Origin of the sequence: Verminephrobacter aporrectodeae subsp. tuberculatae (genome assembly GCF_026127385.1) — a bacterium.
In the GTDB taxonomy this organism is placed as follows: domain Bacteria; phylum Pseudomonadota; class Gammaproteobacteria; order Burkholderiales; family Burkholderiaceae_C; genus Acidovorax; species Acidovorax aporrectodeae.
The window spans coordinates 241,010-263,911 of record NZ_QZCX01000001.1 but is presented as its reverse complement, the minus strand read 5'-3'; the positions used below and the strand labels follow the sequence as shown (position 1 = coordinate 263,911).

Sequence of the window (22,902 nt, the reverse complement as noted above, 5' to 3'; positions counted from 1 at the left end):
CGTCAGAACCAGAAGCCGTCAACCTGCATATCGGACGCCTGCCCCGTAAGGGACAGCGGCATGTACGCCGGTGCGTCGGGGACGGTGACGACTCCGTCCGCGCGGCCATCCGCGTCAAACGGACCTCCGTCGGCGACCTGAAAGTCCAGTCTGAGCCGCCCGCCTTCCATTTGCATCTTGCCGCCATAGGGCGCGCTGGCCAGGTTCACCCAAATGCCGGTGTCCGCCTCTTGCACCCAGTTGCCGTTGATGCCCAGCGCCGGGTCCACGTACAGGCTGAAGGTCTCGCTACTGCCTTGGGCCAGCGTCGTTTCGAAGTGCACGAGTGCGATGGGCGCATCCAGCCCCTGCGACAGCTGGGCCGGCGCATCCTTCTGGTTCAGGTGGATGATGCGGGTGCTGCTGTTTGCGCCCGGCTTGCCGTCCTGGCTGTCGCCAACCAAGGTCACAAAGGTGGTCGGCGCGCCGGTCGGGTTGCCGTCCTCCCCGGGGCTGATCGCGACGCTGATCGAACCCACTGCGATCTGCGCACTGTCCTTGACGCCGTCTCCGTTGCCGTCGCCGACCACGGGGGGCGCGCCATCGGGGCGCGGGAGACCGGGGGTCCGATTCTCCATGGCACTGGGAACGCTGTCGTTGTCCATGTCCGACGTGTCCGGTTTCGTTGGGCCCGCGGGGGGCTGTGGCTTCGTTGGATCCGCAGGGGACTGAGGCTGCGGCGCGGGCGTGGTGTTGGGCAGGAACAGGGCCGGCACGCTGGCCGCGTCATTGCCTGCTGCGTCCTGTATGGCATTCGTGTCGTTATCGATCGTGGGGTCGGTGTAGGCAACGCTCACCGTTTGGCCGGTGACTACCGACGTGCTCAGTCCCAGGGTGACGGTCTTGGCCCGGGCATCGACGGTGACGTAGGCAACGGCGTCGGGGACATCATTGACGCGCACCTGAAAGGCAGCGGGGGATGCGAAATGGACCCCGTCCAGGCTCGTTCCTTCGGTGTAGCTGAGCAGCAGTTTGTTGGCGTTCACCGTGGCGCTGAGCAGCACCGGGGCCTTGGTATCGACGGCATAGTTGTCGCTGCTGGCACGACCGGCGCCGGCGCGGCCCACGCCGATGGTATTCGTGCTGTCCTCCACGTTGTCCGTGGGCGTGAAAGTGCTCGTCCAGACCCTGTGGTCGGCGTTGGCCGTGAGCGGACCGAATGTGCCGTTGGCATTTCTGCGGTCAATGTCGTCGATCGAGAAGTTCGGGACCGACTTGCTGAAGGTGAAGGTAACGGTGGTTTCTTCTCCGACGGTGAGGATGGTGTCCCGCAGCGTGATCGTGGCGCTCAGGCCGGTGGTGTCAGCCGGCCGGGTGTCCACGGAGTAGTTGGCGCTGCTGACGCTGCCGACCCCGGGGTTGTGTGCGTCGTCGGTGATGCCGGTGAGTTTCAATTCGATGGTATTCGTCGCGACGTTGGCGTTGGCCGTGGGGGTGAATGTGGACGTCCATACGGAGCGGTCGGCGTTCGCCGTGGGTGCGCTCAGCGAGCCGTTGGGGACCACGAAGTCGCTGGCGTCCAAGCCGGAGACGGGCTCGGTGAAGGTGATGGTGACGAGGGTGGTCTGACCGGCCGTGAGCGCGCTGCTGGCCAGCGCGACGGTGGCCGTTGTGGGGCCGGTGGTGTCAACAGGCCGGGTGTCCACGGTGTAGTTGGCGCTGCTGACGCTGCCGACCCCGGGGTTGTGTGCGTCGTCGGTGATGCCGGTGAGTTTCAAGTCAATGGTATTCGTCGCGTCGTTGGCGTTGAGCGTGGGCGTGAATGTGGACGTCCAGACGGTGCGGTTGGTGTTGGCCGTGGCCGTGGGCGCGCTCAGCGAGCCGTTGGGGCACACGAAGTCGCTGACGTCGAGGCCGGAGACGGGCTCGGTGAAGGTGATGGTGACGGTGGTTGTCTGTCCGGCCGTGAGCGCGCTGCTGGCCAGCGCGACGGTGGCCGTTGTGGGGCCGGTGGTGTCAGCAGGCCGGGTGTCCACGGAGTAGTTGGCGCTGCTGACGCTGCCGACCCCGGGGTTGTGTGCGTCGTCGGTGACGCCGGTGAGTTTCAAGTCGATGGTATTCGTCGCGTCGTTGACGTTGGGTGTGGACGTGGGCGTGAATGTGGACGTCCAGACAGTGCGGTCGGTGTTGGCCGTGGGCGCGCTCAGCGAGCCGTTGGGGACCACGAAGTCGCCGACGTCCAGGCCGGAGATGGGCTCGGTGAAGGTGATGGTGACGGTGGTTGTCTGTCCGGCCGTGAGCGCGCTGCTGGCCAGCGCGACGGTGGCCGTTGTGGGGCCGGTGGTGTCAGCTGGCCGGGTGTCCACGGTGTAGTTGGCGCTGCTGACGCTGCCGACCCCGGGGTTGTGTGCGTCGTCGGTGACGCCGGTGAGTTTCAAGTCAATGGTATTCGTCGCGTCGTTGACGTTGGGCGTGGCCGTGGGCGTGAACGTGGACGTCCATACGGTGCGGTCGGCGTTGGCTGCGGGCGCGCTTAGCGAGCCGTTGGGGACCACGAAGTCGCTGACGTCGAGGCCGGAGACGGGCTCGGTGAAGGTGATGGTGACGGTGGTCGTCTGTCCGGCCGTGAGAGCGCTGTTGGCCAGCGCGATGGTGGCCGTGGTGGGGCCGATGGTGTCAGCCGGCCGGGTGTCCACGGTGTAGTTGGCGCTGCTGACGCTGCCGACCCCGGGGTTGTGTGCGTCGTCGGTGACGCCGGTGAGTTTCAAGTCGATGGTATTCGTCGCGTCGTTGACGTTGGGCGTGGCCGTGGGCGTGAACGTGGACGTCCAGACGGTGCGGTCGGCGTTGGCTGCGGGCGTGCTCAGCGAGCCGTTGGGGACCACGAAGTCGCTGACGTCCAGGCCGGAGACGGGCTCGGTGAAGGTGATGGTGACGGTGGTCGTCTGTCCGGCCGTGAGAGCGCTGTTGGCCAGCGCGATGGTGGCCGTGGTGGGGCCGATGGTGTCAGCCGGCCGGGTGTCCACGGTGTAGTTGGCGCTGCTGACGCTGCCGACCCCGGGGTTGTGTGCGTCGTCGGTGACGCCGGTGAGTTTCAAGTCGATGGTATTCGTCGCGTCGTTGACGTTGGGCGTGGCCGTGGGCGTGAACGTGGACGTCCAGACGGTGCGGTCGGCGTTGGCTGCGGGCGTGCTCAGCGAGCCGTTGGGGACCACGAAGTCGCTGACGTCCAGGCCGGAGACGGGCTCGGTGAAGGTGATGGTGACGGTGGTCGTCTGTCCGGCCTTGAGAGCGCTGTTGGCCAGCGCGATGGTGGCCGTGGTGGGGCCGGTGGTGTCTGCCGGCCGGGTGTCCACGGAGTAGTTGGCGCTGCTGACGCTGCCGACCCCGGGGTTCGGTATGTCGTCGGTGACGCCGGTGAGTTTCAATTCGATGGTATTCGTCGCGTCGTTGGCGTTGAGCGTGGGCGTGAATGTGGACGTCCAGACGGTGCGGTCGGCGTTCGCCGTGGGCGCGCTCAGCGAGCCGCTCCCGCAGACGAAGTCGCTGACGTCCAGGCCGGAGACGGGTTCGGTGAAGGTGATGGTGACGGTGGTCGTCTGTCCGGCCTTGAGAGCGCTGTTGGCCAGCGCGATGGTGGCCGTGGTGGGGCCGGTGGTGTCTGCCGGCCGGGTGTCCACGGAGTAGTTGGCGCTGCTGACGCTGCCGACCCCGGGGTTTGGTATGTCGTCGGTGACGCCGGTGAGTTTCAATTCGATGGTATTCGTCGCGTCGTTGGTGTTGAGCGTGGGCGTGAATGTGGACGTCCAGACGGTGCGGTCGGCGTTCGCCGTGGGCGCGCTCAGCGAGCCGTTGGGGACCACGAAGTCGCTGACGTCGAGGCCGGAGACGGGTTCGGTGAAGGTGATGGTGACGGTGGTCGTCTGTCCGGCCTTGAGAGCGCTGTTGGTCAGCGCGATGGTGGCCGTGGTGGGGCCGGTGGTGTCGGTGGTGGTGGACCTTGTGTCCAGGCGATAGTTGGCGCTGCTGACGCTGACCACTCCGGCATTGCCTGCGGCGTTGCGCACACCGTTGAGGTTCATGCTGATGGTGTTGGTGGCGTCTTCGGTATTGGCCTTTGGCGTGAACAGGGTGGTCCAGGTTGTGCCGTCGGCGCCCACGGTGAGGGGCCCCACTATGCCGTTGGCGTCCGTGAGGTCCACGTCCGCAGCCGTGAAGTCGGTGACGATCTCACTGAAGCGGAAGGTGACGCGCGTGGTCTCTCCCGCCGTGAGGTCGGTGTCGTCCAGCGTGATGGTGGCGATGGGGCGCGTGGGGGTGTTGATTGGCCTGGTGTCGACCGTGTAGTTGGCGCTGGTGGCCTGACCCATTCCGGTGTTACCCAGCTCGTCGATCACACCGCTGAGGTTCAGGCGAATGGTGTTGGTGGCGTCGCTCACGTTCGCTGTGGGCGTGAAGGTGGCGCTCCAGTTTTTGGAAGAGACGAGGTTGGGGAGCTCCCCATGAGAATCGCTGAGGTTCGTGATCGCGCTCAGCGTGCCATTGGCGTCCGTGAGCACGATGTCTTCGAGAGCCAAGCCCAAGACATACTCGCTGAATTCGAAGGAGACAAGACTCGTTTCACCCGCCGTGAGATGGGTGTCGGCCAGCACGATGGTGGCGCTGGGTCGCAGGATGTCTACCCGATAGGCGGAGTTGGTGACGCTGCCTATTCCGGCGTGGCCTGCGGCGTTGGTCACGCCAGTGAGGTTCACGCGAATGAATGTCCCGCGGTCCTCGTTGTTCTGCGGATCGACCTTGGGCGTGAAGGTGGCACTCCAGGTTTTTCCATCGGCGCCGGCCGCAAGCGGGCCCAGTATGCCTTTGGCTTTGGTCGTGTCTATGTCGTCGATCGTGAAGCCGTTGACGGGCTCGCTGAAGCTGAAGGTGACGGTGGTCGTTTCACCCGCCGTGAGGCGGGTGTCGGCCAGCGTGATGGTGACAGTGGGCCGTACGGTGACGGTGTCCACCTGGTAGTTGGCGCTGTCGGCGGTGCCTATTCCAGCGAGTCCTGCGGCGTTGTTCACGTGGCTGAGGTCCACGCTGATGCGGTTGCTGGCGACCTCCTTGTCGGCAGCGGGTGTGAAGGTGGCGCTCCAGGTTTTTCCGTCGGGGCCGGCGGTGAACGCATCCAGTGTGCCGCTGGCGTGCGCGAGGTCGATGTCGTCGATCGTGAAGCCGGTGACGGGCTCGGTGAAGCGGAAACTGACGGTGGTGCGCTCACCTTCGGTGAGGAGGGTATCGGCCAGCGTGATGGTGGCGCTGGGCCGCAGGGTGGTGGTGTCCAGGTGATAGTTGGCGCTGGTGACGCGACCCACTCCGGCGTTGCCTGCTGGGTCGCCTACGTAGCTCAGGTCCAGGCTGATGGTGTTGCTTGCGTCGTTGACGTTGGCCGTGGGGGTGAAGGTGGTCGTCCAGATTTTTTTGCGATCTGCGGTGGCCTCGATGGGCTCACACGTGCCGTTGGCGTCACTGAGCACGATGCCGTCGGTCCAGTAGAGGACATCCTCGCTGAAGGTGATGGTGAGGGTCGTGGTTTCGCCAGCCGTGAGGTAGGTGTCGGCCAGCGTGATGACGGCGCGGGGCGGTGTGGTGTCGATGGTGTAGATATTGTCGAAGCGCTCCGGGGCCAGGATCGGATTGCCTGCGACGTCGGTTATGCCGTCGAAGGACACGAGGAGGGGGACTCCGTCCGGTGAATCGCCGGAAGCCGGGGTCGTCGTCGGGGCCGTCAGGGTGCACCACCATCTGATGCCGTCGTGGGTGTACAGGTTCGATAGCGTGCCCTTGCCTGCGGGAACAGACAGGTCATCCAGAGTGAAACTGTCCGGATTCAGCTTTTCGGAGAAGCTGATGTTGAGGCTGTCTGTTTCGCCGGCGGAGAATATTGAGCCGCTACCCCGACCCGGCATGACGCCGGTCACCTGGGGCCGCATGGTGTCCAGGAGATAGTCGGCGCTGCTGACGCTGCCTGTTCCGGTGTGGCCTGCGGCGTTGCGCACGCCGGCAAGGTCCACGCTGATGCGGCTGCTGGCGCTCTCCTTGTTGGGCGTGGGCGTGAACGTGGCGCTCCAGGTTTTGCCTTCTGCATCGGCCGTGAGCTCGCCCAGTGTGCCATTGGCGTTCGTGAGCACGATGTCTTCGCCCGTGAAGTCGGTGACGGCCGTATTGAAGCGGAAGGTGACGATGGTCGTTTCCCCGACAGTCAGGACGGTGTCGGCCAGCGTGATGGTGGGCCGTGCGGTGGTGTCGACGATGTAGTTGGCGCTGTTCGCGCGGTCCAGCCCGGTGTGGCCTGCGGCGTTGGCTACGCCGGCAAGGTTCACGCTGATGCGGTTGCTCGGGTCCTCCTTGTCGGGAGTGGGTGTGAAGGTGGCGCTCCAGGTTTTTCCTTCCGTGTCGGCCGCAAGGGGCCCCAGGGTGCCGCTGGCGTCCGTGAGCAAAATGTCATCGGCCGTGAAGCCGGTGACGACCTCGCTGAAGCGGAAGGTGACGGTGGTGGTCTTGCCGATGGTCAGGCTGGTGTCGTCCAGCGTGATGGTGGCGCTGGGGCGTTGGACGGTGGTGTCCACGAGGTAGTCGATGCTGGTCGCGGTGCCGGTGCCGGCATTGCCTGCGGCGTCGGTCACGTTGGCGAGGTTTACGCTGATGTGGTTGCTGGCGTGCTTGGCGTTGGCCGTTGGCGTGAAGGTGGCGCTCCAGGTCGTGCCGTCGGCATTCGCCGTGAGCGCGTCCAACGTGCCGTGGGCGTTCGCGAGGTCGATGGCGTTCACCGGGGGGCTGTTGACTTGCTCGCTGAAGGCAAAGGTCACGGAGGTCGTCTCGCCCGCGGTGAGGCTGGTGTCATCCAGCGTGACGATGACGCTGGGCCGCTGGGTGTCTATTTGGTAGTTGTCGCTGGTGGCGTAGCCCGTCCCGGTGTTGCCTGCGGCGTTGGATACGCCGGCAAGGTTCACGCGGATGTGGTTGCTGCCGTCCTCCATGCCGACCGTGGGCGTGAAGCTGGCGCTCCAGGTTCTGCCGTCGGCGCCGGCCAGCAGCGGGCCGAGCGTGCCGTGGGCGTCCTCGAGGTTGATGTTGTCGCGGCTGAAGCCCGTGACGATCTCGTTAAAGCTGAAGCTGACGGTGGTGGTTTCATCAAGAGTCAGGAGGGTGTCGGCCAGCGTGACGATGACGCTGGGCAGTTGGGTGTCTATTTGGTAGTTGTCGCTGCTGGCCTTGCCGGGTCCCGTTTGGCCTGCGGCGTTGCGGACCCCCGTGAGGTTCGCGCCGATGCGGTTGCTGGCGTCGTGCGTGCTGCTCGCGGGCGTGAAGGTGGCGCTCCAGGTTTTGCCATCGGGGCTGGCCGTGAGCGGTCCCAGGGTGCCGTTTGCGTCCCTGAGGTCAATGTTGTCGGCCGTGAAACCGGTAACGGTCTCGCTGAAGCGGAAGGTGACGGTGGTCGTCTCACCGACGGTCAGGCTGCTGTCGTCCAGCGTGATGGTGGGGCGCACGGTGGTGTCGAGGGTGTCCAGGAGATAGTTTCCGCTTGTGACGCTGCCCTGGCCGTAGTTGCCCGTCATGTCCTGCACTCGGCCAAGGTTCATGCGGATGGTGTTGGTCGTGTCGCGGACGTTTTCCGTGGGCGTGAACGTGGTCGTCCAGACTATGTGGTCGAAGCTGGAGAGAAAATCCAGTGTGCCGTTTGCGTCCGTGAGGTCAAAGTCGGATTCGTTCACACCGCGGATTTCTTCGGTGAAGGTGATGGTGATGACGGTGGCTTTGCGGATGTTGGAGTCGGTCAGCGTGATGGTGGCGCTGGGGGGGGTGGTGTCGGTAGACCTGGTGTTCACGATGTAGTTGGCGCTGCTGGCGACGCCAACCCCGGTGTTGCCTGCGCGGTCCTTCACGCCGGAAAGGTTTATACGGATGGTGCTGGTCGCGTTTTCCAAGTCGGCCGTGAGCCAGAAGAGATTGCCCGTAAAGGTCTTGCCGTCCGGCGAGGTGAGCGGGCCCAGTTTGCCGTGGGCGTCCCTGAGGTCGACGGTGTCCCTGAGGTCGTCGAAGGCGACCAAGGGACCCACTGTCTCGCTGAAGGCAAAGGTGACGGTGGTGGTTTCGCCAATCGTGAGGTTGGTGTCAGCCAGCGTGATGGTGACGGTGGGCCGCAGGGTGTCTATTTGGTAGTTGCTGCTGACGGCCTCGCCCAGTCCGGCGGTGCCTGCGGCGTTGGTGACGCCAGCGAGGTTCACGCGGAGGGTGTTGCTGGCGTCCTCGATGTTGTTTTTTGGCGTGAAGGTGGCGCTCCAGGTTTTGCCGTCGGCACCGCCCGTGAGGGCGCCCAGGGTACCGTTTGCTTCTGCGAGATTGATGTCGGCCGCATCGAAGCCGGAGACCGGCTCACGGAAGGTGAACGTGACGATGCTCGTCTCGCCAATCGAGAGGCGGGTGTCGGCCAGCACGACGGTGGCGGTGGGCCGCTGGACGGTGGTGTTCACGCGATAGTTGGCGCTGATGATGCTGCCCATGCCCGTATTGCCTGCGACGTCGGATATTCCCCTGAGGTTCACGCGGATGGTGTTCGTCACGTCGTTGACGTTGGCCGTTGGCGTGAAGGTGACCTTCCAGACCATGTGCTTGTCGTCGGGCGTGAGATTGACCCTGAGGCTGCCTGGGTCGTTGAATCGGTCGTTGCATGTGCCGTTGGCGTTCGTGAGGTCGAAGGCCGTGGGCCAGTCAATCCAGTTGGTACGCTCACTGCAGGTCAAGGTGAGGATGGTGGTTTCACCAACGGTGAGGTCGTAGTCGTCCAGCGTGATGGTCGCGGTGGGTCGGATGGTGTCGAGGGTGTAGACATTGTTTTGCGCCCATTTCTCCTCGCCCGCATTGCCCGAGAGATCGGTGATGCCGCCCAGGTACACGGGGATGGAGATGAATTCCGGTGACTCACCGGAAGCCGGGGTCGTCATCGGGGCCGTCAGGATGCACGTCCATCTGATGCCGTCGTCGGTGCGCAGGTTGGACAGCGTGCCCTTGCCCTCGGGAACATGCAGGTCCGCCAGGGTGAAACTGCTCCGATCCAGCGCTTCCGAGCAGCGGATGATGAGGGGGACGGATTCGCCAGCGCTGAGCTTGTCGTCGTCGTAGGCGCACCAGATTCGTTCGATCGTGGGCGGCGCGGTGTCCAGGCTATAGGTGGGGCTGCTGACGCTGCCCACCCCGGGGATGCCTGCGGCGTTGGTCACGCCGCTGAGGTTCAAGCGGATCGTGTTGGTGTTGCTCGTGTTCTTGTCCTGGGGCGTGAACGTGGCGCGCCAGGTTTTGCCGTCTGCATCTGCCGTGAGTTCGCTCAGCGTGCCATTGGCATCCTTGAGATCAACGTCATCCAACGTGAAGTCGGTGACGCTGCTGTTGAAACGGAAGGTGACGATGGCCGTCTCGCCGCTCTTGAAGCGGGTGTCGCTGAGCGTGATGGTGGCCGTGGGCTGGCCGGCAACGGGGGGGCTTTCTGGTTCGACGGCCATGGTGCTGCTCCTGCCGGGTCTGCGTTTCGGAATTCAGCACGCATCTCCATCTCCTCGGCAGACAGGGTGCCAATCACTTTGGTTTGGCACCGCTCCACGCCGGTTCATCCAGCGTTTGCAACCCAGGCCGGCGGGTCACCGGGGGTAGAAAGCAGTCAAAACATGGGCGGTGAATGTGCGCGTGCCGGCCATGGATTTCCTAGCGGTTTTACGCTTGCTTTCCACGGAGGATTCGCTGTAACCGATGAATGGGCGCTCCCCGCCATGCCCGCGGGCCCCGCGCTGTGCGCGGCATCCATGATCCGACCGAAGGACGTTCTGGAGATCATCACCCCGTGTTCAGTGCCCGCCCGTATGGCTCGCGCCCGCGCAAGAACCAGAAGCGCGCATCGCGCTCGATCCGAACAATGTCCCGGAGACCCATCTGGCAAGGGTCGCGGGCACGGCGCGCTTTGCCTACGCGTGCGTTTGATACTGACAAAATATACACTGCGTCAGTATCTCTACCAAGGAGCACACCATGTCGAAAGAAGCCGTTTTCACGATGAAGCTGGAACCGGAGCTGCGCGCCGACTTCATGGCCGAAGCTGCCGGCGAAGATCGACCTGCATCCCAAGTCATGCGCGAGCTGATGCGCGGCTACATCGAGCAGCGTCGCCAAACCCGCGAATATGACGACTCCCTGCGGCGCAAGGTCGAAGCTGGCCGCGCCTCGATGCGTGCCGGCCGTGGTCGGTCGAATGATGAAGTGGAAGCCGCATTCGCTGCCAGGCGCAGCCAGGTAGCGGCAGACCAGGCGTGATCGTCATCTGGACGCCAGAGGCGGAACAAGACCGCGCTGACGTTTGGGACTGCATCGCGGCCGACAACCCCGGCGGCGCCGTTCGCATGGATGCGCTCTTCAGCGATGCGGCCGCCAGACTGGCCGCGCATCCCAAGATGGGCAAAACGGGCAAGATTTCAGGCACCCGCGAACTGATACCGCATGAAAGCTATCGGTTGGTGTATGAGCTCGACGGGGGCACGGTGTGGGTGTTGGCCCTGGTGCATACCGCCCGCCAGTGGCCGTCGGTGCAGTGAGGACAGCATGGGCAGGGCTTGCTCAGCCGCAAGCAAAAGGGATCGGCGAACCGCCGCAGGGCCAAGGGCCGGCTGGCCAAACTGCACGCCCGCATTGCCGCGATCCGCTCGGACGCGCTGCTTCCTGCTCGGCCCGCGCTGCACCCGTCACAACCAGAATTCGCCGTGCGCCACGGACGATGCCTGCCCCACGACGGACAGCGGCATCTGCGCTGCGGCGCCGGGGGCGGTGATGACGCCGTTGGCTTGGCCGTCGGCGTCGAACGGTCCGCCATCGGTGATCTCAAAGTCCAGCCGCAGCCGCTCGCCTTCCAGCGCCATCTTGCCGCCGTGGGGCGCGCTGCTCAGGTTGGTCCAGGTGCCGGTGCTGTCCTTGGCCCAGTAGCCGTTGACGCCCAGCGCCGGGTCCACATACAGGCTGAACGTCTCGCTGCTGCGGCCTGTGGCCAGCTTGGCCTCGAAACTGATCAGCCCGAGGGGCGTCTCCATCCCCGGGGGCAACTGGGCGGGTGCGTTCTTTTGCTCCAAGCGGGTGATGCGTGCACCGCTGTCCGGGTCCAGCTTGCCGTCCTGGCTGCCGGTCACCAGGGTCACGTAGGTGCTGGCTGCGCCTGCGGGCTTGCTTTCTCCGATGGGGCTGACGGGGACGCTGGCCGATGCCACCGCAGGCTGCGTGCTGTCCTGGATGCCGTCTCCGTTGCCGTCGCCGACCACGGGGGCTGCGCCACCGGGGCCGGGGATGCCGGGGGTTCGGTTTTCGGTGCTGTCGGGAATGCCGTCGCTGTCCGTGTCGTTCCTGGTGTCCTTGTCCGTCGGGCCTGACGGGGCCGGGGGGGGTGACGGGGGTGACGGGGGTGACGGGGGTGACGGGGGCGGACTCGGCGCTGGCGTGTTGTTGGTCACTGCGGTAGCAGCAAGGCTGGCCGCGTCGTTGCCGGCGGCGTCCTGTATGGCGTTGGCGTCGTTGCCGGTCGTGGGGTCGGCGTAGGCGACGGTGACCGTCTGGTCGCTGGTGACCGCTGTGCTCAGCGTGAGCGTGACGGTCTTGGCCTGGGCCCCGACGGTGACGTTGGTGACGGCGTTCGCGACGCCATTCACAAGCACCGTAAAGGCGCTGTTCGCCGGTGTGTGGGTCGCGTCCGCGTCCAGGTTGCCCGTGTCGCTAAAGCTGAGCACCAGCTGGTTGCCAGTGATCTTGGGACGCGAGTCGCCGGTGATGATCAGCTGCGGGGGCGTGGTGTCTGCTGACGCTGATGTGTTGTTGGTCACTGCGGTAGCAGCAAAGCTGGCCGCGTCGTTGCCGGCAGCGTCCTGTATGGCGTTGGCGTCGTTGCCGGTCGTGGGGTCGGCGTAGGCGACGGTGACCGTCTGGTCGCTGGTGACCGCTGTGGTCAGCGTGAGCGTGACGGTCTTGGCCTGGGCCCCGACGGTGACGCTGGTGACGGCATTCGCGACGCCATTCACAAGCACCGTAAAGGCGCTGTTCGCCGGTGTGTGGGTCGCGTCCGCGTCCAGGTTGCCCGTGTCGCTAAAGCTGAGCACCAGTTGGTTGCCAGTGATCTTGGGACGCGAGTCGCCGGTGATGATCAGCTGCGGGGGCGTGGTGTCTGCTGACGCTGATGTGTTGTTCGTCACCTCGGTGGCAGCAAAGCTGGGCGCGTCGTTGCCGGCGGCGTCCTGTATGGCGTTGGCGTCGTTGCCAGTCGTGGGGTCGGCGTAGGCGACGGTGACCGTCTGGCCGGGGGTGACTGCCGTGGTCAGCGTGAGCGTGACGGTCTTGGCCTGGGCCCCGACGGTGACGTTGGTGACGGCGTTCGCGACGCCATTCACAAGCACCGTAAAGGCGCTGTTCGCCGGTGTGTGGGTCGCGTCCGCGTCCAGGTTGCCCGTGTCGCTAAAGCTGAGCACCAGCTGGTTGCCAGTGATCTTGGGACGCGAGTCGCCGGTGATGATCAGCTGCGGAGGCGTGGTGTCTGCTGACGCTGATGTGTTGTTCGTCACCTCGGTGGCAGCAAAGCTGGGCGCGTCGTTGCCGGCGGCGTCCTGTATGGCGTTGGCGTCGTTGCCGGTCGTGGGGTCCGCGTAGGCGACGGTGACCGTCTGGCCGGGGGTGACCGCCGTGGTCAGCGTGAGCGTGACGGTCTTGGCCTGGGCCCCGACGGTGACGTTGGTGACGGCGTTCGCGACGCCATTCACAAGCACCGTAAAGGCCCCGTTGGCCGGCTTGTGGGTCGCGTCCGCGTCCAGGTTGCCCGTGTCGCTAAAGCTGAGCACCAGCTGGTTGCCAGTGATCTTGGGACGCGAGTCGCCGGTGATGATCAGCTGCGGGGGCGTGGTGTCTGCTGACGCTGATGTGTTGTTCGTCACCTCGGTGGCAGCAAAGCTGGGCGCGTCGTTGCCGGCGGCGTCCTGTATGGCGTTGGCGTCGTTGCCAGTCGTGGGGTCGGCGTAGGCGACGGTGACCGTCTGGCCGGGGGTGACCGCCGTGGTCAGCGTGAGCGTGACGGTCTTGGCCTGGGCCCCGACGGTGACGCTGGTGACGGCGTTCGCGACGCCATTCACAAGCACCGTAAAGGCGCTGTTCGCCGGTGTGTGGGTCGCGTCCGCGTCCAGGTTGCCCGTGTCGCTAAAGCTGAGCACCAGTTGGTTGCCAGTGATCTTGGGACGCGAGTCGCCGGTGATGATCAGCGCCGGGGGCGTGGTGTCCGACCGGGTGTCCACGGTGTAGTTGGCGCTGGCGATCGTGCCCGTCGCGCTATTGCCCGCCTGGTCCCGCACACCGCTCATGTTCACGCCGATGGTGTTGCTCGCGTCGTTTATGTTGGCGCTGGGCGTGAAGGTCGCGGTCCAGGTTTTTCCGTCTGCGCTGGCTATCAAAGGACCCAGTGTGCCGTTCGCGTTCGAGAGGTCTATCTTGCTCGCATCGAAGCCGTTGACTGCCTCGTTGAAGCTGAAGGTGACGATGGTGGTTTCGCCAACGGTCAGGCTGCTGTCGGCCAGCGTGATGGTCACGCTGGGGAGCACGGCGTCGATGTCGTAGCGGACCGTGGAGTCCGCCGTGCCCACCCCGGCGTTGCCCGCAAGGTCGGTGATTCCTGCCAGGTTCACGCTTATCTTGTTGCCCGTCGTACTGCTGACGGAGGCGGACTCCGGGGCCTTCAGCGTGACTTCCCAGGTGGTGCCGCCGTCGGTCCTGCGCAGGTTGGACAGCCTCGCGCCTCCCTCCACGCTCAGGTCGGCGATGCTGAAGCTGTCGGGGGCTATGTCTTCGGAGAAGCGGATCGTGGCGGTGGTGCTTTCGCCCAGGTGCAGTTTGTCGTCACGGAGCGTGATCGGGTGGGTCGCCGCGAGCGTGGGGCGCTTGGTGTCGATGCTGTAGTTGGCGCTGTGGGTGATGCCCACCCCGGCCCTTTCGGCTGCGTTCCTGACCCCGGTCATGTTCACGCCGATGCTGTTGCTCGCGTCCTCCACGGTGGCCGTGGGCGTGAACGTGGCGGTCCAGATTTTTCTGTCCGTGCCCACCGCGGTGAGCGGACCCAGCGTGCCGTTGGCGTCCGTCAGAACGATGTCCTCGGAACTGAACCCGGTGACGGTCTCGCTGAAGCGGAAGGTGACGGTCGTCGTTTCCCCCGCCTTGAGCGTGGTATTGGCCAGCGTGATCGTGGCGGTCGGCACGACGACGCCGCCGGCAGACAGGGTGTCCACGGTGTAGTGGGCGCTGCTGATCGGGCTCAGCGTGCCATTGCCCGCCAAGTCCCGCACGCCGTTCATGTTCACGCGGATGGTGTTGTTCGTCACGTTGTTCACGTTCTCCGTGGGCGTGAAGGTCGCGGTCCAGGTCTTTCCTGCTTCGCTGGCCGTCAGCGGACCCAGTGTGCCGTTCGCGTTCGAGAGGTCTATCTTGCTTGCGTCAAAGCCGCTGACGACCTCCGTGAAGCTGAAGCTGACCACCGCGGTTTCGCCACTCGTCAGGTGGTTGTCGGCCAGCGTGATGGTCACGCGGGGGGGGTCAACGTCGATGTCGTAGCTGACCGTGGAGACCGCTGTGCCCGCCCCTGCGTTGCCCGCGAGGTCGGTGATTTGGGCCAGGTTCACGCGAATCTTGTTGCCCGTCGAACTGTTGACGGAGGCAGGATTCAAAATGCGCTCGAGGATCCCCGGGGCCGTCAGCGTGACCTCCCAGGTGGTGGTGCCGCCACCGGTGCTGCGCAGGTTGGACAACTGCGCGCCTCCGCCCACGCTCAGGTCGTCGATGCTGAAGCTGCTGGCGTCAATGTCTTCGGAGAAGCGGATGATGACGGTGGTGCCCTCGCCCAGGTGCAGTTTGTCGTCGCCGATCGTGATCGGGTTGGTCGCCGCCAGCGTGGGGCCCGTGGTGTCTGCTGGCGTGTCGTTGCGCACCGCGGTGGCCGCGAAGCTGGCCACGTCGTTGCCTACCGCGTCCTGTATCGCGCGGACATCGTCGTTGGCCGTGGGGTCGCTGTAGGCAACGGTCACGCTCTGTCCATGCGCCACGGGGGTGCTCAGCGTCAGCGTGACGGTCTTGGCCTGCGCGTCCACGGCGACCGCGGTGACGGCGTTCGCCGCGCTGCCGACGCGCACCGTAAAGGCCTCGTTGGTTGGCTTGTTCTCCAGGGTCGCGTCCAACTGGTTCGCGTCGTTGAAGCGCAGCACCAGTTGGTTGCCGCGGACCGTGGCCGTGTCGAGTACCGGGGGCGTGGTGTCTTGCGCTCCGGTGTTCACGGTGTAGTTGGCGCTGCTGGCGCTGCCCACACCGGCGTAGCCCCCCGTGTTGGTCACGCCCGTGAGGTTCACGCGGATGGCGTTCGTCGCGTCATTCACGTTGGCCGTGGGCGTGAAGGTCGCCGTCCAGGTTCTGCCGTCTGCATCGGCCGTGAGCGGGCCCAGCGTGCCGTTGGCGTCGGTGAGCACGACGTCGTCGGCCGCAAAGCCGCTGACGGCCTCGCTGAAGCGGAAGGTGACGGTCGTCGTTTCTCCCGCAGTGAGCGCGGTGTCGGCCAGCGTGATCGTGGCCGTAGGGCCGGTGGTGTTGCCGCCGGAACGCGTGTCCACGCTGTACTTGGCGCTGGTGAATATGCGCGCATCGCTATTGCCCGCCACGTCCGTCACGCCGCCCTTGACGCCGATGGTGTTGTCCGCTCCGCCGTTGGTGTTGGCCGTGGGCGTGAAGGTCGCGGTCCAGGTTTTTCCGTCTGCGCCGGCCGTCAAAGGGCCCAGCGTGCCGTTCGCGTTCGAGAGCTCTATCTTGCTGGCATCAAAGTTGGTGACGACCTCGTTGAAGCGGAAGGTGACGGTGGTGGTTTCGCCAACGGTCAGGGTGCTGTCGGCCAGCGTGATGGTGGCGATGGGGTCCTGAAGGTCGATGTCGTAGCTGACCGTGGAGGCCTCCGTGCCCACCCCGGCGTTGCCCGCGAGGTCGGTGATTCCGGCCAGGTTCACGCGGATCTTGTTGTTTGTCGAACTGGTGACGGACCCCTGGACGTAATCATCGAAAGTCGGGGCCACCAGCGTGACCGTCCAGGTCGTTCCGCCGTCGGTGGTTTGCAGGTTGGACAGCGTCACGCCGGACCCCTCCGCGGTCAGGTCGGCGAGGCTGAAACTGCTGGCAGCGATGGCTTCGGAGAAGCGGATGGTGACGGTGGTGCTTTCGTCACGGGCCAGTTTGTTGTCGCCGATCGTGATCGGGTCGGTCGCCGCCAGCGTGGGGGGCTGGGTGTCCGGTGGCGCCGGCGTGCTGTTGGTCACCGCCCTTTCGCTGAAGTTCACTGCGTCGTTGCCCGCAGCGTCCTGCACCACGGCGCCGGATGCGGGCTTGGTGTAGCTGACGGTCACCGTCTCCGTGTTGGTCACGGCGCGGCTCAGTGTCAGCGTCACGGTCTTGGCTGTGGCGTTTACCAAGGCGCTGCTTACGGTGATGGCCGCCGTGCCTGCGGCGGTGTTCACCGTAAAGCCTGCGTTGCCCGCGAGCGCTGCCGCGTCCAGGGTGTTGGCTTCGGTGTATGTGAGCACCAGTTGGTCGCCGGTGACCGTGGCGGTGTTGATCACCGGGGGCGTGGTGTCTGCTGGCGCCGGCGTGTTGTTGGTCACTGCCGTGGCCGCAAAGCTGGCCGCGTCGTTGCCGGCAGCGTCCTGGATGGCGTTGGTGTCGTTGCCGGTCGTTGGGTCGGCGTAGGCGACGGTGACCGTCTGGCCGTGGCTGACCGCCGTGCTCAGCGTGAGCGTGACGGTCTTGGCTTGGGCCTCGACGGTGACGTTGGTGACGGCGTTTGCGATGCCGTTGACCAGCACCGTAAAGGCCCCGCTCGCCGGCTTGTGGGCCTGGTCCGCGTCCAGGTTGCTGGTGTCGCTAAAGCTGAGCACCAGTTGGTCGCCGCTGACCTTGGGGCGCGTCGTGTCGCCGGTGGTGATCAGCTGCGGGGGCGTGGTGTCTGCTGGCGCCGGCGTGTTGTTGGTCACTGCCGTGGCCGCAAAGCTGGCCGCGTCGTTGCCGGCAGCGTCCTGGATGGCGTTGGTGTCGTTGCCGGTCGTTGGGTCGGCGTAGGCGACGGTGACCGTCTGGCCGTGGCTGACCGCCGTGCTCAGCGTGAGCGTGACGGTCTTGGCTTGGGCCTCGACGGTGACGTTGGTGACGGCGTTTGCGATGCCGTTGACCAGCACCGTAAAGGCCCCGCTCGCCGGCTTGTGGGCCTGGTCCGCGTCCAGGTTGCTGGTGTCGCTAAAGCTGAGCACCAGTTGGTCGCCGCTGACCTTGGGGCGCGTCGTGTCGCCGGTGGTGATCAGCTGCGGGGGCGTGGTGTCCGCTGGCGCTGGTGTGTTGTTGGTCACTGCCGTGGCCGCAAAGCTGGCCGCGTCGTTGCCGGCAGCGTCCTGTATGGCGTTGGCGTCGTTGCCGGTCGTTGGGTCGGCGTAGGCGACGGTGACCGTCTGGCCGTGGCTGACCGCCGTGCTCAGCGTGAGCGTGACGGTCTTGGCTTGGGGCTCGACGCTGACGTTGGTGACGGCGTTTGCGACGCCGTTGACCAGCACCGTAAAGGCTCCGTTCGCCGGCTTGTGGGCCTGGTCCGCGTCCAGGTTGCCCGTGTCGCTAAAGCTGAGCACCAGTTGGTCGCCGCTGACCTTGGGGCGCGTCGTGTCGCCGGTGGTGATCAGCTGCGGGGGCGTGGTGTCCGCTGGCGCTGGCGTGTTGTTGGTCACTGCCGTGGCAGCAAAGCTGGCCGCGTCGTTGCCGGCGGTGTCCTGTATGGCGTTGGTGTCGTTGCCGGTCGTTGGGTCGGCGTAGGCGACGGTGACCGTCTGGCCGTGGCTGACCGCCGTGCTCAGCGTGAGCGTGACGGTCTTGGCCTGGGCCTCGACGCTGACGTGGGTGACGGCGTTTGCGACGCCGTTGACCAGCACCGTGAAGGCCCCGCCCGCCGGCTTGTGCGTCGCGTCCGCGTCCAGGTTGCCCGTGTCGTTAAAGCTGAGTACCAGTTGGTTGCCGGTGACCTTGGGGCGCGTCGTGTCGCCGGTGGTGATCAGCTGCGGGGGCGTGGTGTCTGCTGGCGCTGGCGTGTTGTTGGTCACTGCCGTGGCCGCAAAGCTGGCCGCGTCGTTGCCGGCGGTGTCCTGTATGGCGTTGGCGTCGTTGCCGGTCGTTGGGTCGGCGTAGGCGACGGTGACCGTCTGGCCGTGGCTGACCGCCGTGCTCAGCGTGAGCGTGACGGTCTTGGCCTGGGCCTCGACGCTGACGTGGGTGACGGCGTTGGCGACGCCGTTGACCAGCACCGTAAAGGCCCCGCTCGCCGGCTTGTGGGTCGCGTCCGCGTCCAGGTTGCCCGTGTCGCTAAAGCTGAGTACCAGTTGGTCGCCGCTGACCTTGGGGCGCGTCGTGTCGCCGGTGGTGATCAGCTCCGGGGGCGTGGTGTCTGCTGGCGCTGGCGTGTTGTTGGTCACCGCGGTAGCAGCAAAGCTGGCCGCGTCGTTGCCGGCGGTGTCCTGGATTGCGTTGGCGTCGTTGCCGGTCGTTGGGTCGGCGTAGGCGACGGTGACCGTCTGGCCGTGGCTGACCGCCGTGCTCAGCGTGAGCGTGACGGTCTTGGCCTGGGCCTCGACGCTGACGTTGGTGACGGCGTTTGCGACGCCGTTGACAAGCACCGTAAAGGCCCCGTTCGCCGGCTTGTGGGTCGCGTCCGCGTCCAGGTTGCCCGTGTCGTTAAAGCTGAGTACCAGTTGGTCGCCGCTGACCTTGGGGCGCGTCGTGTCGCCGGTGGTGATCAGCTGCGGGGGCGTGGTGTCTGCTGGCGCTGGTGTGTTGTTGGTCACTGCCGTGGCCGCAAAGCTGGCCGCGTCGTTGCCGGCGGCGTCCTGTATGGCGTTGGCGTCGTTGCCGGTCGTTGGGTCGGCGTAGGCGACGGTGACCGTCTGACCGTGGCTGACCGCCGTGCTCAGCGTGAGCGTGACGGTCTTGGCCTGGGCCTCGACGCTGACGTTGGTGACGGCGTTTGCGACGCCGTTGACCAGCACCGTGAAGGCTCCGTTCGCCGGCTTGTGCGTCGCGTCCGCGTCCAGGTTGCCCGTATCGCTAAAGCTGAGTACCAGTTGGTCGCCGGTGACCTTGGGGCGCGTCGTGTCGCCGGTGGTGATCAGCTGCGGGGCCGTGGTGTCTGTTGGCGCTGGCGTGTTGTTCGTCACTGCCGTGGCCGCAAAGCTGGCCGCGTCGTTGCCGGCGGTGTCCTGTATGGCGTTGGTGTCGTTGCCGGTCGTTGGGTCGGCGTAGGCGACGGTGACCGACTGGCCGTGGGTGACCGCCGTGGTCAGCGTGAGCGTGACGGTCTTGGCCTGGGCCTCGACGCTGACGTTGGTGACGGCGTTTGCGACGCCGTTGACCAGCACCGTGAAGGCTCCGTTCGCCGGCTTGTGGATCGGGTCCGCGTCCAGGTTGCTGGTGTCGTCGAAGCTGAGCACCAGTTGGTCGCCGGTGACCGCGGCGCTGCTGAACACCGGGGCCGTGGTGTCTGCTGGCGCAGGCGTGTTGTTCGTCACTGCCGTGGCCGCAAAGCTGGCTGCGTCGTTGCCGGCGGTGTCCTGTATGGCGTTGGCGTCGTTGCCGGTCGTGGGGTCAGCGTAGGCGACGGTGACCGTCTGGCCGTGGCTGACCGCCGTGCTCAGCGTGAGCGTGACGGTCTTGGCCTGGGCCTCGACGCTGACGTTGGTGACGGCGTTTGCGACGCCGTTGACCAGCACCGTAAAGGCCCCGCCCGCCGGCTTGTGGGCCTGGTCCGCGTCCAGGTTGCTGGTGTCGTCGAAGCTGAGCACCAGTTGGTCGCCGTTGACCTTGGGGCGCGTCGTGTCGCCGGTGGTGATCAGCTGCGGGGGCGTGGTGTCTGCGGGCGTGTTGTTCGTCACGGCCTGGTCGCTGAAGTTCGCTGCGTCGTTGCCGGCTGCGTCCTGCACCACGGCGCCAGTCGCGGGCTTGGTGTAGCTGACGCGCACGGTCTCCGCATGGGCCACGGTGCGGCTCAGCGTGAGCGTGACGGTCTTGGCCGCCCCGTTCACCACGGCGCTGTTCACGGTGATGGCCGCCGTGCCCGCGGCGCTGCTCACCGCAAAGCCGGCGTTGCCCGCGAGGGCTGCTGCGTCCAGGGTGCCCGCTTCGGTGCAGCTGGTTGCCGTTGACCGTGGCGCTGGCCAGCGCCGGGGGCGTGGTGTCGCGGGTGTCCACGGTGTAGTTGGCGCTGCTGGCGTTGCCAACCCCGGCGTTGCCTGCGGCGTCGGTCACGCCGCTGAGGTTTACGCGGATGCTATTCGTCGCGTCGTTGACGTTGGCCGTGGGCGTGAAGGTGGCCGTCCAGACCGTGTAGTTGGCGTTCGTCGTGAGCGGGCCCAGCGTGCCGTTGGCGTCGCTGAGCACGATGTCGTTGGCGTCAAAGTCGGTGACGGGTTTGCTGAAGGTGATGGTGACGATGGTGGTCTCGCCCGCGGTGAGCGTGCGGTCGGCCAGCGTGATGGTGGCCGTGGGGCGGGTGGTGTCCACGGTGTAGTTGGAACTGGTGGCGTTGCCTGCGCCGGTGCGGCCGGTGTCGTTCGTCACGCCGGCCAGGTTCACGCTGATGGTGTTGGTCGCGTCCTGGGTGTCTCCCGTGGGCGTGAAGGTGGCGGTCCAGGTTTTTCCGTCGGCGTTGGCCGTGAGCGCGCCGAGCGTGCCGTTGGCGTCCGTGAGGTTGACGTCGGTGGCGTCGAAGCCGTTGACGTGCTCGCTGAAGGCGATGGTCACGGTGGTGGTCTCGCCCAGCGTGAGGCTGGTGTCGGCCAGCACGATGGTGGCGGTGGGGCGCGTGCCGGAGACGGAGGTGTCGACGTTGTACTGGAAGTCGGTGGTGGTAGCTATTCCGGTGCCCGCGTTGCCCGCGGCGTCGATCACTTGGCTCATATCCACGCCCAGCCTGAGGTTGCTGAGCCTGACGTTGTTGCCCGTCGGGGCGGTGAGTGTGGCGGTCCAGGTGGTCCCGCCGTCGGTGGAGACCGGGTTCGACAGCGTGCCGCCGTTAGTGCCCTGGTTGATCATCGCGGTGGTGTAGGCCACCACCACGCGGCTGTTGTCGACGCCCGTCACCGCTTCGGAGAAGACGAAGGTGACGGTGGCTGTTTCGCCGGCGTCCAGGGTGCTGTTCGTCTCTCCCGTTGCGTAGGTGATGCGCGAGGAAGTCAGGGTAGGTCTGGTGTGGTCAACGGAGTAACTGGCGGTGGAGGCATTGGACGTATTCGGACTCGTGTTACCCGCCAGGTCGTACACGCTGTTTGCGCGCAAATAGAAACGGGCTTGACCCTCGCTGTCAGGGTCCGGGGTCAGTCTGAATGTCCAGGTCTGACGGTCATCGATGCTGACCAAATCGCTCCTGGTGGAAGTGAGCGACGTCGTTTCGTCCATTCTGATGTCATCGAGCGTGAAGTCGGTGACTTTTTCGTTGAAGCTGACGGTGACCGTAGCGACTTCTCCGATTCCCAGATTCGTGTCGCTCATCGTGAAAACGGCGTAGGCCTTTCGGACGTCGATTGCGTAGGTGTTGCTCGATTCCACACGGTTTGTCGTGGCCTGGAGGTCATCGCGATCGGTCACGCCTGCCAAGTTCACGGTGATTTTGTAGTCCTCCACGTTAAGGGAGCTAAGATACGTACCCGGGGCCGTCAATGTGGCGGTCCAGACCGCGCTATGGCCCTTGGCGTCGGGGCTTTGGGCGACCGGAGCGGACAGTGTGCCCCTGTCCCCGGGCGTGAATGCCGGGGGCAGCTGCAGGCTTGCGCTGCTCAAACCCTTGACCGGTTCGGAGAAGGTGAGGGTGACGACGGACGTCTTCGCGGCCAGAGTCAACAGGCTGTTGCTGAACGTGATGGCATCCGCGGCCAGCGAGGGGGGCAGGGTGCTGACGATGTAGCTGTCGCTGTAGACGGGGTTGCTTCCTCCTGAGGAGTCCTGTCCCGCGTTGCCATGCGCGTCGCGCACCTGGCTGACGTTCAGGCCGATCTTGCAACCCTCGGCGTTTGCCGTGTTGGCAGTGGGTGTGAAGATGGCGATCCAGGTGCCGCCGCCGTCGATGCTGTAGAGGTCGCCCAGCGTGCCATGGGCATTGGAGAGGTCGATGGCTGTCTTCACGCTTGCGACGGGGACTATTTCGTTGAAAGCGAACCTGACCCTGGTGGTTTCGCCGGCTTGGAGGCGGGTGTCGTCGAGCGTGATGCTATTGAGCCGGGGGTTGACGGTATCGACGGAAATCCAATCGGATTGGGAGACCCCTGAGCCCGCATCGCCGGTCTCATCTGCTATCAGATTGATATGTTCTATGGTGATGCGGCCGCCACAGTCTTCCCTGTTGTCATCCGCACTCAGTGTGGCCCAGTAGTGACGGCTATCGTCGGGGTCCCTGGTCAACCCGCTGGTCCAGCGGGTACCGGACGGCATGGTCGTACAGTCGTCGACGAGGTTGAAAGCCACGTGCCGCGGCGTTTCGTTGAACCTGAAATGCACGGTGGTCGATTCACCCTTGCCCAGCTTGTATTTGTCGGCCTGGATGCGGACGGAAGTGATAGCCATGGTGTTTCCTTGAGCGGTTGGTATGCCGTTGCGGGCTCGGTGCAGCCCCTGCTACAGGGCGGGTCCCAAGCAAAACAGCGACGGCAATGGGGGCAGAAATGTAACCAGAGCGACGCATATTTGAACACACGCCGGCGTTTTATTGGTCAATTTCTCCGGCTGCCCCGGCGCACTGCCGCTTGATCCCTGTGCAGAGCGCATGGCGCAGGCGGT

Annotated in this window: 4 protein-coding genes and 1 pseudogene; 2 read left to right on the top strand and 3 right to left on the bottom strand. The window is 65.6% G+C overall.

What is annotated here, in order from left to right; all coding sequences use genetic code 11:
• Positions 1-2: 2 nt before the first annotated feature.
• Positions 3-9,521 (bottom strand): Ig-like domain-containing protein, encoded by a 9,519-nt coding sequence (locus D5041_RS00745; RefSeq protein WP_265283612.1) that lies wholly within the window; start codon positions 9,519-9,521, stop codon positions 3-5.
• A gap of 520 nt (positions 9,522-10,041) precedes the next feature.
• Between D5041_RS00745 and D5041_RS00740 the strand changes: the two genes are divergently transcribed.
• Together D5041_RS00740 and D5041_RS00735 are read left to right on the top strand one after the other, a co-directional pair.
• Entirely contained in the window at positions 10,042-10,323 is a 282-nt protein-coding gene (locus D5041_RS00740) for a hypothetical protein (protein ID WP_010109963.1), read from the top strand.
• Positions 10,320-10,601: a type II toxin-antitoxin system RelE/ParE family toxin gene (locus D5041_RS00735; RefSeq protein WP_010109962.1), complete on the top strand. Its 282-nt coding sequence runs from the start codon at positions 10,320-10,322 to the stop codon at positions 10,599-10,601. Before D5041_RS00740 ends, D5041_RS00735 begins: the two co-directional genes overlap by 4 nt.
• Before the next feature lie 147 nt (positions 10,602-10,748).
• Here the strand turns inward: D5041_RS00735 and D5041_RS00730 are convergent, their stop codons facing one another.
• Both D5041_RS00730 and D5041_RS00725 read right to left on the bottom strand, forming a co-directional pair.
• Positions 10,749-20,204, bottom strand: coding sequence for a SwmB domain-containing protein (locus D5041_RS00730; RefSeq protein ID WP_265283611.1), 9,456 nt, complete (start codon positions 20,202-20,204; stop codon positions 10,749-10,751).
• Between the two features lie 127 nt (positions 20,205-20,331).
• A pseudogene (locus tag D5041_RS00725) lies at positions 20,332-22,557 on the bottom strand (beta strand repeat-containing protein); the annotation flags it as partial.
• Between the last annotated feature and the right edge of the window lie 345 nt (positions 22,558-22,902).

What these genes read in the sequence shown, in the direction of transcription:
- D5041_RS00745 (WP_265283612.1), bottom strand. Translation starts at nt 9,521, where the DNA reads ATGGCCGTCGAACCAGAAAGCCCCCCCGTTGCCGGCCAGCCCACGGCC.
- D5041_RS00740 (WP_010109963.1), top strand. Translation starts at nt 10,042, where the DNA reads ATGTCGAAAGAAGCCGTTTTCACGATGAAGCTGGAACCGGAGCTGCGC.